General features: G+C 45.8%; 9 protein-coding genes. All 9 read right to left on the reverse strand.

Annotated features, from left to right (window positions below):
• Nucleotides 1-46 precede the first annotated feature (46 nt).
• The 9 genes from MHH86_RS20495 to leuC all read right to left on the reverse strand — a co-directional run bounded on the left by MHH86_RS20495 (nt 47) and on the right by leuC (nt 14391).
• Nucleotides 47-3739 (reverse strand): dynamin family protein, encoded by a 3693-nt coding sequence (locus MHH86_RS20495; RefSeq protein ID WP_342479408.1) that lies wholly within the window; start codon nt 3737-3739, stop codon nt 47-49.
• A gap of 338 nt (nt 3740-4077) precedes the next feature.
• Nucleotides 4078-4344, reverse strand: a complete 267-nt coding sequence (locus tag MHH86_RS20500) for a hypothetical protein (RefSeq protein WP_036676334.1) — start codon at nt 4342-4344, stop codon at nt 4078-4080.
• Between the two features lie 32 nt (nt 4345-4376).
• Nucleotides 4377-5057 carry an endonuclease III gene (gene nth, locus MHH86_RS20505; protein ID WP_036676333.1) on the reverse strand — a complete coding sequence of 227 codons (681 nt, stop codon included), beginning with the start codon at nt 5055-5057 and terminating at the stop codon, nt 4377-4379.
• A 313-nt stretch (nt 5058-5370) separates the two neighbouring features.
• A complete protein-coding gene (locus MHH86_RS20510; protein ID WP_081382623.1) occupies nt 5371-8103 on the reverse strand; it encodes an S-layer homology domain-containing protein in 2733 nt (910 codons plus the stop codon).
• 87 nt (nt 8104-8190) lie between these two features.
• Complete coding sequence (locus MHH86_RS20515) at nt 8191-8850, reverse strand: GerMN domain-containing protein (protein ID WP_036676330.1); 660 nt, start codon at nt 8848-8850, stop codon at nt 8191-8193.
• A 116-nt stretch (nt 8851-8966) separates the two neighbouring features.
• Nucleotides 8967-10406, reverse strand: a complete 1440-nt coding sequence (locus MHH86_RS20520) for an N-acetylmuramoyl-L-alanine amidase (protein WP_036676328.1) — start codon at nt 10404-10406, stop codon at nt 8967-8969.
• 149 nt (nt 10407-10555) lie between these two features.
• Nucleotides 10556-12148: an N-acetylmuramoyl-L-alanine amidase gene (locus MHH86_RS20525; protein WP_342479409.1), complete on the reverse strand. Its 1593-nt coding sequence runs from the start codon at nt 12146-12148 to the stop codon at nt 10556-10558.
• Between the two features lie 186 nt (nt 12149-12334).
• Nucleotides 12335-12937, reverse strand: coding sequence for a 3-isopropylmalate dehydratase small subunit (gene leuD, locus MHH86_RS20530; RefSeq protein WP_036676325.1), 603 nt, complete (start codon nt 12935-12937; stop codon nt 12335-12337).
• 29 nt (nt 12938-12966) lie between these two features.
• Nucleotides 12967-14391 (reverse strand): 3-isopropylmalate dehydratase large subunit, encoded by a 1425-nt coding sequence (leuC, locus tag MHH86_RS20535; protein ID WP_036676324.1) that lies wholly within the window; start codon nt 14389-14391, stop codon nt 12967-12969.
• Nucleotides 14392-14660: the final 269 nt, after the last annotated feature.

Genomic DNA, 14660 nt, shown 5'->3' on the forward strand with positions numbered 1-14660 from the left:
ATCATACGCCAGATTGCAAGTGTTCTTCGACATTTTCCTACAAACTTCACAGAACTTTGTCGACTTTATCAACGAAAGTTTGTTCTAGACGTGATAATTGGTGGCTTATTTGGCCCCAATGATCTGCAGTCTCACCCCCTTTAAGGAGATCTAACATCGCTTTCTCTTGCTCCGCAAGCCCTTCTTGCAGGCTTTCGGCAGCAGATTTTAATTCTCTGCTGATATTCTCGACGTAATGAGCAATTAATTTTCCCTTCTGCACTGCCGCTGCAAGATTAACCGCTTCTTTCAAAAGCGGCTCTGCCGCACCTTTGACCAATTCCCGCCCAGTTCCCTCAAAGAAATAACGCGGGGATTTGAAATGGCCCCATAAAGCGGACCACTGCACAGGCTGAAGCTGGCATTCCAGATCCTTAGGAGATGGCCAAGCCTGCTCCTCATTCTCCATAAGATGAAATTCCTCCGTGGAAAAGAGTAGCTCTGTAGCTGCCGCTTCAGCAGCTTCATGAACAAGCCTGCGTCCCGTGCTCTCTAGCCGCAGCGTTGTTGCCCATAGCTCTTGCTCAAGCTCGCGCTGAGTAGTACGCATTAGTTCGGCACTACAGGCAGAGAAAATGGCTTTTAAATTCCCTGCATCCTCACGCAGTAAGGAGGGATGAAAAGATTCCTGAAAATTTCTATTGAAGGAGAAGCTAATCCGCTGGCACACATGATAGATCAGTTCTTCACTTTCGTGAATAAGATCTCTGCTAGGACGTTCCTCAGTCTCCAAAAGAGACAACCGCTTCATGGCGAACTGACGCCGTTCCTGCAGTTCTTTTAACCCGGCTTCACGCTCGCCCGCCGCCTTGGAAGCCAGATTCTGCCATTCCTCAGCCCGGCGCCGAACCGATGCGATACTCTCAGCAGCTGCGTTAAGTGAAAGCTGAGGAAGCTCATCACCAGCAAAGCTGGATAATGCTTGCTCAAATTCATTGAAGCGGGAGGTTCCATAAAGATCGTGATTATGTTGAGTTTTAGCTTCTAGAGCAAGCAAGCTGGACAAAGCATAGATTCTCGGAGACCGCAAACCTCCGGCACGCAGATTTTGAACGACATGTGCTTTAACCTCATCTAGTTCTTCTTCGCTTGAAGCGAGATCGGAGGCATTAATAATAAAGAACATTTTATCGAGAGCAAAGCTGTCTTTAATGCGGCCCAGCTGGGCCAAGAGGCCGCGATCCGACTTCGAAAAAGCGTGGTTATAATAGGTCACAAAACAGATCGCATCCGCATTTTTCATGTAACTAAAGGTTACGCCAGTGTGGCGTGCATGCAGTGAATCTGCTCCTGGTGTATCTACGAGCACAATCCCGCTCTCCGTCAAAGGACAGGCATAATAGAGGTCAATCCCCTGCACAAAGCAAGCTCGGGTCTCTTCCGCAACTAGGTTTCGATATTCTTCCAAATCAACGGTCCGCACCGTTCCTAGCAACGGCTCCGCTTCAGCCCAACCGGATGCTGCGGCTCTTAGAAATCCTGCATGCGGCAGCGCAGAGGGGTGGATTCCCCGTGTTGGCAGGCTCGCAAGTACTGCTGTCCACGTATCCTGTTGCGGCTCTCCAAGCTGCAGCACGCTAAAGGAATGGCAGATGTCATCCCAGAAATCGGCCATGCTCTTCATCGTTACAACCGCGCTGGCATGGCGGAAGTCTCCTTCCGGCGCCAATATGCGGTTAACTGCGGCCGTGGCAGGGTGTGGCGACACGGGCAGCACTTCTTCGCCGAGTAAAGCGTTGGCGAAGGAAGATTTGCCTGCGCTGAACGCACCGAACAGCGCAAGGGTAAAGCGGCCGCCGGCGAGATCCTCCGCCCGTGCGGCCAGACTGCGCGCCGCCGATGCCATCGCTGGCTCGCGGCGCAGCAGCTCTGCCGCAGCCGCCAGCGCGTCAGCGGCTGCCGAGAGCCGGCGGCGTCCGCCCGCCGGCGAAGCCGTTCCCGCCGCCCAGCTTGCGGCGGCGGCACTTCCAGCCGCGGCGCGTTCGCGCGGCTGGGTCTCCCGCGGTGCGGCGCTCTGCGCAGCCGCACGCAGGGTGACCTTCACCTCCGGCAGGATGCCGGGGGTGAGGGTCCGGCGCGGCGGCAGCAGCGCCGCTAGCTCGTGCGCGCGGGCGTCAGCCGCGCGGTCCAGGGCGGCTAGCGCGCGGGCAGCACTCGCCTGCCGCGTAAGGGCCTGTTCGCGGCGCTGGAGTTCCGCGCGCTGCTCCTCGATAAGCGATGGCAGCTTCGCCAGCAGCTCATCGCCAACTAACAGCGCAGCGCGGCGGAATTGGCTCTTCAGATCTGCCGCAAGTGTGCGGCAGAAATTGAGCAGCGCCTCGCCGCTATACCCCGTTCCCGGCTTAACTGCAGCCGCCAGCCATTCCTGGCTCACCGCCGGGAACCCTTGCTTCAGAGTCGTCTCTGCCTCCTCTGCCCACAGTCCGAGATTCTCCGCCCATTGACGTACCAGCTGAATCAGATGCCATTCCAGCTGTGCGGAAACCTCTCGGACCAGTAATCCTTGCCAGGCATCCAGTCGTTTGTCTTGTTCCTTCTCCCGCCGTCCGGCTGTAGAGAACAAACCTAAGCGGAAGCCTGGGCTGACACTCTCCACATAGCTCCCTGCCGCCTCTCTAATATCCGCAGGCATTAAGTTAGCATTATTGAGTAAGGCATCAAGATCACTTCGCAGGCTCGCTCGTGATTGCTGAGGCAGCTCCTCAAGCAGTGCCTTCTCTTCCTCCAGCGATTTCAGCTCTTCCATCACAACTGTAACCTCTGCACCCTCTAGCTCAGCTAAAAGAGTTTCCCGTTCCTCCTGCTGGTCTTCACGGAACGCGGTCAGCGAAGAATCTGCTGTATGATGAATGGAACGTGACAAGCTATATTGAAGCAATTGTTCCCTGTGCTCCAACAGCTCTGTTATAAGGTTCAGCAGATTATCCCAATGATTCAATGGGTGCTCTTTCATTTTGAGTGAGGTAAACAGAATCCCCGCACAATGAATCCCCCACTGCTCAAAAGCATTTTCAAGCTGGCGTTTATATTCTTCAATGGAAATTTCTTGTTCTCTGTGCTTGTCTATCTGATTAACAATAAGATAGAGCGGTTTGCCCCAGTCACTAAGATTTTTGGCAAATGCCAAATTATTCTCTGACTGTACATGGTTATAATCCATAACATAAAAGACGACATCAGCTAAATGCAGCGCGGAACGAGTGGCCGCCTGGTGGCCATCATCCGTCGAATCCACGCCAGGTGTATCCAATAGAACACCATGCTTCCCTAGAAGAGGAATCTCATTCCAGACTTCAATAGCGGAATATTCTCCGCCATTTCGACAATATTCCTGTAATCTTTCTGGTGTTGTCTCTACAGGGGCAGATTCATTTTCACTTCCCTCAACTCTTGGATAGATAAGCACTCGTGGAGCCCCGCTGCGGATTGAAACAATATTGGCACTAGTCGGCACAGGTCCGGAGGGCAACACTGAGCTGCCGCATAAAAGATTAATCATGCTGGATTTCCCTGCCGAAAAATGCCCACAAAAAGCAAGGGTCAGTTCATTCCCACCCTCTTTATTTTGTAAATCTTCATATATTCGTTCAGCACTCTCATCGCGCCAGTGGCGCATTAAATCTTTCAGTTGGGAAAGCAGCGATGCTGTTTCACTTAATGTCTCTCTCTGAATTCTAACCCGTTCCGCTCCCACAGACATTCCACCTCCACAGTTACCTTCTAATCATGCACTGATCTTAATCCATTCATGAATACTGATTTAAGCTCTTTTTTATGCAAAACTTATATAGGTGCAATTTCTGAACTTTAGCGCGGAACATTTTTATAAATAATAATTACAGTTTATCACCAGTTTGACACAAATTAAATACACACTACTTACAAAATAACCTATCATCTCCTACGAAATGATACCAAAAAAAGAAGCGACGTTGTCGTCCTGTAAAGCCAACAGTCGTTTCTCGTAGAAATATAAGGATATTCAATAAAAAAAGGAGCCAGCCCCAAGGGCTGACTCCATTTCAGGTCACTTCTCAATTATGCAGTTTCCAAAACAGGCAACAGAATTTCGAATACTTTTCCGTGCTGCAGAATAGTCAATCCACGAGATTTGTCTCTCATTACGACAACCTCTGGTTTTACAGACATACGCTCCAGATAGTGCTCAGGCACATCACCGGAATGACTGATCGTAATGCCCTCTACTTCTTGCTCTTCATTTTCTTCCAGCGGGCTTTCCACTACGCGGTCAAAAATATCCGAGAATACCTCAAAATTATCTGTGTATACAGAAATGCATTTCATCTCTATCCCATCCTCTTCTTCAACTCTAACTTTTAACTTTTTGGCGTATGATCTTTAGCTTTCCTGACGACAGCCGTTTTCATACGTTTTTTGCCCTCTCGACATACATCAAGGAGCGGACAAACCTGACATTTTGGATTCTGAGCCTTACAGTGATATCGTCCAAAAAAGATTAGCCGGTGATGCGTGAGCGTCCATTCATCACGTGGCACAGCCTTCATCAGCTTTTTCTCCACTTCCAGCACAGAATCTTTCCAGCCTGCCAATGCAAGTCGTTTAGCAACCCGCTCCACATGAGTGTCCACAGCAATGGCAGGAACTCCAAATGCGTTGGACACTACTACGTTAGCGGTTTTACGACCTACTCCTGGCAACGTTACAAGTAAGTCATGTGCCTCAGGCACTTCTCCGCCATACTGTTCTATGAGTATAGAGCACAGGCTTTGGATATGCTTAGCTTTGTTACGATATAAGCCGATGCGCCGGATATCCCCCTCCAATTCCTCCAGCGGCACAGAAATATAATCGATGGGGGCTTTGTACTTTTGGAACAGGTCCTCGGTCACTTTGTTCACCGTTGCATCCGTACATTGGGCTGACAGCAGCACCGCTATTGTTAATTCAAAAGCGTTACTGTGATTTAGCTCGCAATGTGCATCCGGAAACAAATCTCCAATCGTATCCAAAATGTGGCGGACGTCTGCAGCTTTCATAGTGTCCCCTCCACGGAGCAAAAACGCTCAGAAAATTCTAACGAGCGTCTCACCTCAAATGTTAGAAATATAAGCAAAGTACGTATTATAACGTATGGATTCATACATTTCAACACATACGATACTGGCATTATATTTCAAGTATTAACGCCTTGAATGTCCTTATAAGAACAGTAAGCGTTTAAGCGAGAAATATAAGACATACAGTATAGGAGCAATACTTATACTTTCTTATATTTCAAAAAAAACGTCTTGACGCAGGTAAAGCCCCCTGTGTCAAGACGGTGATTCACTCAGAAATCCACCATTGCAACTATTGTTTCACAATTTCAACCAATATATCATTATTGAAATACATTATAATATTATCATTTTCTTTCAAAGATTGCACGGATAAAGTCGAATCTCCCTGATGAATATATACATTAGCAGGAACAAAGAATTGATATTTATCGTTCAAATTAGGTCTCTTCGTCACCAATGAGTTTGTTGCACTCTCATAACGTGAGAATGTTCTACTGAGCTGAGACATAATACGAATCGTTGTAGATCCATCCGGATCCTTGCGAATCTCTACTCTGTCCCCTGCTGTCAAGTTGCTAAGAGCAGTCGTTGTCGAACCGTCACGAATGATTTTGACTCCTCCACTTACCGCTAAGGTCTGTGCTGCTCCAGCATAATCCTTCACAACTACACTATTCCCCGCGGCATCTACAGAACTTACCTGACCTGTTGTAAGCTTAACTGCTTGAATAGCCAGCGGTGAGCTACCATCAAAAGTCACATTAAGATAATCTCCCGCTTTTAAATCCGTTAGCTTAATGCTCTCACCAGCTTCATTGGTCAACGGGATTGCCAAAGTATTAATATCACTGGTTCCCCCATTCCATTTGATGCCCAAACGGTTGGTTCCAGAATTCACGGTTGCCGCTTCAACTTGCAGCACAGTCTTCACTTTCAATACCGCTATCAGATCCTGACCTGTAGTCAGTGAAGCCGTTACATTGCTTCCAATAGGAATATCACTTAGGGAAGGACTAGTCTTACCAAAGAGATCAACAAGTTGCGGATAAGGCATCGTTAAACTTTGTCCATCATTAAGCTTCAAAACAAGAGTTTTCGACGTAGAATTAACAGCTGTTAAAGTTCCTTCGTACTTTGTGACAATTTCCAAAGACAAAGCCCGCTGTCCTATTGCCTTCAGATTAACTTTGCGGTTCTCGATAAGTTTCGCACCCATATTAGTTAAGTTAGGCAATGCACCTTCATAAATCAGCTTTGTTTTCTCATCCAACTGAACCACATGGGCTTTTTTGCTGCTATCCATAACTGTAAGGAGCTGTGTTTTGCTATTATAATCCACAATTGTTGCTCCACTATACTGCTCAATTTGGCGGCTTAACACTTCAATTTTGGTGACTTGATCGCTGCTGTTTAAGGTAACCTGAATCTTGTCCCCACCTACTGCATCAGCAATAAGATCATCAGCTACTGCTCCACTCATGTTCGGAATAACAATCGTCGGTTTAGTGCCAAGCAGTTTAACCTCACGATTTCCGTCTGCTTTTTTGTAAACAACTGTGGAACTAGTCAGCTCGGTAAGTACCCCGTCAACTGTCCGTTCAACACCTTCTGTCACTTCTACAGTGCGGATCACATTATCTTGAATCGTATATTTGACCGCATTACCTGTCTTCAAATCTGCAGGTTTCAGCACTGATGCTTGAGAGCTGAATAATGAAGTCCCATCTTCCCATTTAAAAGTTTCTACAGTACCCGCAGTATTTTTGAAAGTAATGCTTTTACCAGTAAGATCTACACTTTGAATAGTGCCTGTTGTTGTTTTGTTAACAACCCCTGAAGTCACTTGAACCTTTACTACTTTATGTGAACCACTATACGTTTCACGTTGCAGTGAAACTACACTATCTGTTACCAGCGAAGCAGGTTCAATTCCAGCTCCATTTACATCCACAAAGGAAGTAGTCTCATCGTAGTAGTATTCTGTGAACCCTGTTGGTGACTTTAACCAAAGCTTATTACCTGGAGCTACCATGGCGAAGTTTCCTGACAGAGTCTCTACTTGTTGTGTAGGGTCAGTCACTTCAACATAAGCCGCGTTATATGTCGCGCCAATTACAGTAACCTTAGTGTAGGGTTGGACATCACTTAGATTGATTCTGCTTTCAGAAGCACTTGTGTAATAAGCAGTGCTTGCTCCCAGGGTATATGTAGAAGTCTTTCCGTTGTTATAGACGGATAGTTTCCCATCTGCTAATTGACTGATCGTTCCTGATACCGTGTTGTCGTATTCAACCGTATTGTGAGCTTCAGCGCGACTGAAAAAAGTCGCCAATTGCGCACGTGTTACAGCGCCTTGCGGATCAAAACGATTGCCATCAAGTCCATTGGCTAGGCCTAAATCAACGGCAACGTTGATGTAACCACGTTTGTTGGCAGACACTTTGGTATCATCTGCAAAGCCAGTTGGCTCACTAGCAGCCCCTGCTGCATCTGCGCTTTTTCCAAGGGAGCGGATTAACAGCTCCGCAATCCATTCCCGGGATGCTTTACGCTCTCCCCAAGAAGTCTTCAGATTATCTGGAGCCATTTCGGTTGCTTTATCGAGTAATCCTTGTTGAAAAGCCAACACAACATAATCCTTGTAATAATTCGTAACCTTAAAATCGGTAGGCAATGCTACCGCAGAAGAAGCATCCACTTTATCCTGCAACTTCATAAACCGCAGGGCCATAAGCACTGCTTCCTGTTGAGTTACAGAATCTCCAGGACGGAACAATCCATTATTCCCAACCACAATTCCTTGTGAAGCGAGTTTGTAAATATGTTTTTCAGCCCAGAAGCCTGTCTTCACATCGCTAAAAATCCCTACAGATTGAGTAGTGGTTGATGTCGGTGTAGTGGCAGCTGTGTCTGCAAACACTGCACTTGCACCACCAAAAACCATAACACCAGCCATAACAGCCGACACTGCTTTATTAGAATAAGCCTTCAATGGACGTTTTGACCTTTTTTGCGCGGACAATAGATTATTCCCCTCTCTATGACTCAAATAAATAGTATGTTTAAAAATTCGTCAGCTAGATGCCTAATTCCTTTGTTGCATGACCAATTAAGAATTATCTCTAGTCATAGGATGCAATAGGTCCACATGGCCCATCAGACTTTCTACCTTTTCACCATCAACTAAAACTTCGATACTCTTTACTTCCGCAAATTGAAAATAAGTTTTGGCAAGTGAAGTAATGGCAAAGGATTCTCCACCCGCACCAAGCTGAGCTTCATCTGGTTTATGAATATCCATTACGATTTGACCCTCTACGAATTTCAATGATTTCAGCTCAATTTTACCCCATAAAGGTACAAGATCTGTATTCTCATTACTTTGCAGTGCTTTGAACGTCTCTGTATATTTCTCAACATCGTCAGAGTAGTTAATCGTAGTCTTAGCAGGCACTAAATCCATAATTTGCGAATCTGTGTAATAAACTTCAATACTCTGGCTTTGCTTTTGTGTCTCATTTTCTACCGGCTTCGATGACGGCTGTGTTTCTGCATTAGTATTATCTGCTGTCGGTTGCGGAGTGCTAGCCACTTCGCTTTCCTGATCATCAGACGGAGCTGGGGTACTTTCTCCCGCACCACTTACAACGTTTGTAGTATCTTGCTCCACTCCATTAGCAGGAGCTGCAGTAGGCTTATCTCCACAGCCAGCAATCACTAGTAGAAGCAGCGCAGCAACCCCAACCATAGTCCATTTTTGTTTAAACATTAATAAACGCCTCCTCTAGATGAATACGGGCAGACAGGTACCGCAAAACCACTTCTTGCCTTTTTATAGATAAAAGCAGAAAGCTGACTTTGCGGCGCTCGTCTGCCACTGGTCTGTTATTTTATACCCAAATATTCCTTGATTCCACTCACTATTGAAGCAGCAACTTTGTTTTGTAATGCTTCCGTAAATAGCAATGTCTCATCCTTCTTATTGCTAAGGTATCCTACTTCAAGTAGAACAGCAGGCATTTTCGTTTCACGAATGACATGGAAATTCCCGTATCGTACACCGCGATCACTAAGCCCTGTAGCCTCAACTAGATACTTATGCATCACTTTCGCTAAGGCCTTACTGGCTTCCCGCTGATAATACGTTTCTGTCCCGCTTGCCGCAGAAGATGCGGAACTGTTGGCATGTACAGAAATGAATAGATCTGCTTTTAAATTATTAGCCATAGCCGCCCTATCCTTGAGCTCCAAGAATGTATCGTCACTGCGTGTCAGTACGACGTCGATATTACTTTCTTTTTTCAGCAATGCTGCTGTCTTAAGTACTATAGCTAAATTAAAATTCTTTTCGTATTTTCCTGTTACTCCTACTGCACCAGAATCTTTAGCTCCGTGCCCTGCATCCAGTACTACGAGCTTCTTGCCATCATTACCTGGCTGTGTTGAAGTATCATCCGTACTTTCAGCATTCAGGTCAATGATAACCAACTTAGAATCAGTTCCAGATACGCTTATGTTATAATTTTTAGGATAATTCAAATCAATTACAAAACGTACAGTATAAGGGTTGGAGCTATAAAGCGAATACCGGACGCCTGATACATCAGGATAATCCTTCACTTCCAGTTTGCCATTCAGATCAGGATCAAGAACTTGTCCCGTACCAAACAGATCTGAGAAAGTGGCATTAGGAAAATCAATAACTAACCGATCCGGCCCTGTCATTACACTTACTTTTGGCGCTGAATTACCTTCCATCGCAATGCTCAAACGATTCTCACTAAAGCTCAAACCATTTATCATGGTTAAATTCTTAGTAGGATCTACCGGCGGAACAACCTCAGATCCACCATTTCCAGAGTTTCCATCTGAACTTCCGTTTTCATTTGAGGATCCTGGGGTAATAAGGTACACGATCTTCTTTGCATTATCCCAAGTGACGGTGAGACCAAACTGCTCACTTATGAACCGTATAGGTACAAGTGTCGTATCACTCCGCAGGACAGGTGCAGTGGTAAGCTGTACTGTTTTGTCATCAACCGAAGCTGTCTTTTGATTAACAATAAGTTTGATGACCTTACCTTGCTGTTCAATCGTCACCGTTTTGCTTTTTTGATCCCAGCCCACGGTATAACCAAGACTCTCGGAGATCAATCTCAACGGTACCATGATAGTATCATTCACATTTTCAACCGGTACTTTTTGCCCTGCAGTAATCTCTTTGCCGTCCAGATAAATCTTGTTATTCGCGGCAGCAGCATGTCCATGCTCAGGCAAAACCAACACAAAGAGCAACAAAAACAACATCAAACTGAATTTCTTCATTCTTCACCTCTAAGAATCTAGTATTCGCCTGTGAATGGCGATCGTGGTGCCCTGTCTCCGTCAACCTCAGACCTCTATTAGACGCTGGTAATCTATAAAGGTTGCGAATATATTCCATAAAAATTGAGAAATCTCACCAACCTCAAGTCTTAAAGCCCCAGATATTCCTTAATCCCGGCAACAATTTCTCTCGCTAATTTCTCTTGAAGCTGCTCACTATACATCGCCGACTCATTCCCTGAATTTGTAAGATATCCTACCTCCAGCAAGACTGCCGGCATAGTAGTTTCTCGTGTAACATGTAGGCTTTTCGTACGAATCCCGTTGTCTTTAAAACCAGTAGCGGCTAATAAATGCTTATGCATAATCTGAGCAAGAGGCAGACTATCACTGCGAGAATAATAGGTTTCACTGCCATTTATTTTATCTCTATTTGGATATCCAACATCTAGCGAATTCGCGTGCACTGAAATAAAGAGATTCGCTTTAGCAGCCTCCGCAATTTTCACGCGATCCTGAAGCCCCAAGGTAGCATCATCCGTTCGAGTAAAGACCACGTCAACTAATGCTTCCTGCGTTAACAGCGTTTGTACTTTGCGGATGACGGCCAGATTGAAGTCTTTTTCCAGCTTGCCTGTGAGACTGACAGCTCCAGATTGAGTTCCGCCATGCCCCGCATCTAGAACTACAATGGGTTTACCTAACGTTCCATTAGCCCCTGGGGTGTTGCCTCCGCTGCTAGTTACATTCAAATCAATCGTAACCAGCCCGGTGCTTTCATCCGTACTAAGCTGGTACGGTTGATTTCCAACCGTTTGAATTACGAATCTGACAGTGGACGGACTCACACTGAACAGTGCATAACGGATCTCAGAAACGAGTGGGTAGCCGGCAACGTCCAGCTTACCTTGAGGACCGCCAGTGCTGGTAACACCCGAAAGACTTCCAATGAAATTCGGATCGAAAGCAGCACCCGGAAAATCTACGACGATTCGATCAGGGTTGCTCATTTTTGTAACGTTTGGCTTAGTAGCCCCCGATACAGCGATAATAAGCCGATTCTCAGTGAATACTGCCCCGTTTACTAGAGGGCCTGTTGGAATTCCTGCTGTGCTTCCTGGTGCCGTAGTTGTTTGTGGAACTGGTGTCGGGCTGGGTGAAGTTACTACACTGCCAGCAGTTGTCCCGTTGTCACTTCCCGGCGTAGCACTTGGAGTTGGGACAGGTGTAATAGTTGCTGTTGGATTGGTAGTATTCCTCTCAGGTGTCATTGCAGAATTGCTAACTTGTCCACCTGTCAAATAGACGGTTTTATCAACATTATCCCAGCCCACCTTTAAGCCGAACTGCTCGCTTACGAAACGAATTGGAACGAGTACTGTGCCGCCACTCTGCTTAGGAGCTGCATTTAAATCAAACGTCACCCCATCTGCATCAGCTGTTTTCCGTCCTACCGCCAGCTCAATGCTTTTACCATCCTGGTGAACGGTTACTTTCCGGGTCTGCTGCTCCCATAACACCTCGAATCCAAGATTCTCTACTACCACTCTGACCGGAATCATAACGCTACCATTTACGTTTTCGAGCTTAATTCCTTTTGGCAAAGCAAGTTCCTGATTGTCCATAATAATTCTGCCTGCGCTGCTACCAGCTGCGGCAGCTTCTTGTCCGGTGGATGATAATAATAATAATGGCAGTAACAAAAGCAGCAATATACGAAGCCCAGCTCTTCTCATTCTCATTTTCCGCTCCTTCTGCAAGTAATAGATCCTAGATAAGTATTTAGACGACAGAAATCACCAAATGTTTCCTTAATGACCAATGAATATATCGATTATAGCAAAAAAACTTCCATTTCCGACACCCGGAAATAGAAGTTTTGCGTATTTTTTGTAAAGTTTAAGAATCAGACCAGTTATATCCTCTTTTTAAGAGAATAGCTTTGCAGCATGACGCTCTTCATAAGCAGCAATTTCATCCGCATGTTGAAGGGTCAAACCGATATCATCCAAGCCTTGCAGCAGGAATTGACGACGGTGCTCATCCAGATCAAAGTTGATGCTCAGTCCGAATTCATCTTGTAAAGCGTTGTTCTCAAGATCAACTGTCAGCTTGTAGTCCTCATGCTCAGCTGTCCGTTTGAACAATTCATCCACTTGCTCTTCCGAAAGCTTAATCGGCAGAATGCCGTTCTTAAAGCAGTTATTGTAGAAGATATCCGCATAAGAAGGTGCAATTACAACTCTGAACCCGTAATCCATAATCGCCCATGGTGCATGCTCCCGAGAGGATCCACAACCAAAGTTAGCGCGTGAGATCAGAACAGAAGCCCCTTGATAACGTGGTTTATTCATTTCGAAGGCTGGATTATCGTTACCTTCTTCATCAAAACGCCATTCATAGAACAAAAACTGTCCAAATCCCGTCCGTTCAATCCGTTTCAAAAACTGTTTCGGAATAATCGCATCCGTATCTACATTTACCCGGTCAACTGGTGCAACAATTCCTGTTAATTTTTTAAAAGCATCCATAGTTTTATCCTCCCGTGTTCTCTCTAGTTCTATGAGCTGACGGCTTCCGTCTTATAATTCCAATCACGTACATCAGTGAAACGACCTTTGATCGCAGCTGCGGCTGCCATAGCTGGAGATACCAGATGTGTACGTCCTCCGCGTCCTTGGCGTCCTTCAAAGTTACGGTTCGAGGTAGATGCACAGCGTTGTCCAGGCTGCAGAACATCCGGGTTCATGGCCAAGCACATGCTGCATCCCGCTTCACGCCATTCAAAGCCAGCTTCAGTAAAGACTTTATCAAGTCCTTCTTTCTCAGCCTGCATCTTAACACGGCCCGAGCCTGGAACAACAATGGCAGTAACCTTTTCAGACACCTTATGACCTTTAGCTACCACTGCTGCAGCTCTCAAATCTTCGATCCGTCCGTTAGTGCAGGAACCAATAAATACATAATCAATCGGAATTTCAGAAATAGGTGTTCCAGGAGTCAAATCCATATATTCAAGCGCTTTTTCAGCAGCTTTACGTTCATTTTCAGTGGTGAAGTCAGCCGGATTCGGTACGCTGGAGTTGATGTCAGTACCCATGCCCGGGCTAGTCCCCCAGGTCACTTGTGGAATCAATGTTTCCACATCAAATTCAACAACCGTATCGTACTGAGCGCCCTCGTCGCTTACAAGACTCTTCCATGCTTCTACAGCAGCATCATAAGCCTCGCCTTGCGGTACGTATTGACGTCCACGCAGATAATTAAAAGTAGTTTCATCAGGGGCAATCAAGCCAGCTCTTGCTCCACCTTCGATCGACATATTGCAGACAGTCATACGTTCTTCCATCGACAATTCACGAATAGCTTCGCCTGTATACTCAATTACATAACCTGTGGCAAAATCAGTACCGTACTTAGCAATAACACCTAGGATCATATCTTTTGCTGTTACGCCAGGGTTACGTTTGCCTGTAAAGCGTACTTCCATTGTCTTAGCTTTGGATTGCTGCAAACATTGCGTAGCCATTACATGTTCAACTTCACTAGTTCCGATACCGAATGCCAGTGCGCCGAATGCACCATGCGTTGAGGTATGGCTGTCGCCGCAAACGATAGTTTTGCCAGGATGTGTCAAGCCGATTTCAGGACCCATTACGTGTACAACGCCTTGATCAATATCATTCAGATCGAACAGTCTTACACCAAAATCAGCACAGTTCTTAGAAAGGGTATCAATTTGTTGCTTGGAGATTGGATCTTTAATGTTAAAACGATCTTTAGTTGGTACGTTATGATCCATCGTTGCGAAAGTCAGCTCAGGACGGCGAACCTTCCGGTTGCTGAGACGAAGCCCTTCAAAAGCCTGTGGAGAAGTTACTTCATGAACCAAATGCAGATCAATATAAATAATGCTAGGTTTACCTTCCTCTTGATGAATAACGTGATTCTCCCAAATCTTCTCAAACATTGTCTTGTTGCTCATAATTTCACCTCATTAATAGAATCGTTCATTGGAAGAGAGCGTGGAGTCTCTCTTGAATGATCTAAATATAACACCCCTGTCTTTATAATTCCAAGATATGATATCTATAAAAGTGATAGCCTGAACCTATAAGCCGAGTTAGGGTATGTTGAGGCGCAATATGTAGGAGCGATGAGCAAGTGTGAGGTGTTGGTGCGATGCGCAAGCGTAGTGTGTAGAAGCGATACGCAAGTGTGATGTGTAGGTGCGATTCGCAAGCGTAGTGTGTA

The organism is Paenibacillus sp. FSL F4-0097 (assembly GCF_038593125.1).
Classification (GTDB): Bacteria; Bacillota; Bacilli; order Paenibacillales; family Paenibacillaceae; genus Paenibacillus_AQ; species Paenibacillus_AQ odorifer.

What these genes read in the sequence shown, in the direction of transcription:
- MHH86_RS20495 (WP_342479408.1), bottom strand. Translation starts at nt 3,739, where the DNA reads ATGTCTGTGGGAGCGGAACGGGTTAGAATTCAGAGAGAGACATTAAGT.
- MHH86_RS20500 (WP_036676334.1), bottom strand. Translation starts at nt 4,344, where the DNA reads ATGAAATGCATTTCTGTATACACAGATAATTTTGAGGTATTCTCGGAT.
- nth (WP_036676333.1), bottom strand. Translation starts at nt 5,057, where the DNA reads ATGAAAGCTGCAGACGTCCGCCACATTTTGGATACGATTGGAGATTTG.
- MHH86_RS20515 (WP_036676330.1), bottom strand. Translation starts at nt 8,850, where the DNA reads ATGTTTAAACAAAAATGGACTATGGTTGGGGTTGCTGCGCTGCTTCTA.
- MHH86_RS20520 (WP_036676328.1), bottom strand. Translation starts at nt 10,406, where the DNA reads ATGAAGAAATTCAGTTTGATGTTGTTTTTGTTGCTCTTTGTGTTGGTT.
- MHH86_RS20525 (WP_342479409.1), bottom strand. Translation starts at nt 12,148, where the DNA reads ATGAGAATGAGAAGAGCTGGGCTTCGTATATTGCTGCTTTTGTTACTG.
- leuD (WP_036676325.1), bottom strand. Translation starts at nt 12,937, where the DNA reads ATGGATGCTTTTAAAAAATTAACAGGAATTGTTGCACCAGTTGACCGG.
- leuC (WP_036676324.1), bottom strand. Translation starts at nt 14,391, where the DNA reads ATGAGCAACAAGACAATGTTTGAGAAGATTTGGGAGAATCACGTTATT.